The 203-nt window shown below is 49.8% G+C and carries 1 rRNA gene; it reads right to left on the reverse strand.

What is annotated here, in order from left to right:
• Positions 1-203 (reverse strand): 23S ribosomal RNA (locus tag AN215_RS00005); the annotation flags it as partial.

The raw sequence follows: 203 nt of genomic DNA on the forward strand, positions 1-203 counted from the left end.
TCCACTTTCGTGTTTGCACAGTGCTGTGTTTTTAATAAACAGTTGCAGCCAGCTGGTATCTTCGACTGATTTCAGCTCCATCCGCGAGGGACTTCACCTACATATCAGCGTGCCTTCTCCCGAAGTTACGGCACCATTTTGCCTAGTTCCTTCACCCGAGTTCTCTCAAGCGCCTTGGTATTCTCTACCTGACCACCTGTGTC

The organism is Streptomyces abyssalis (assembly GCF_001751365.1).
Classification (GTDB): Bacteria; Actinomycetota; Actinomycetes; order Streptomycetales; family Streptomycetaceae; genus Streptomyces; species Streptomyces abyssalis.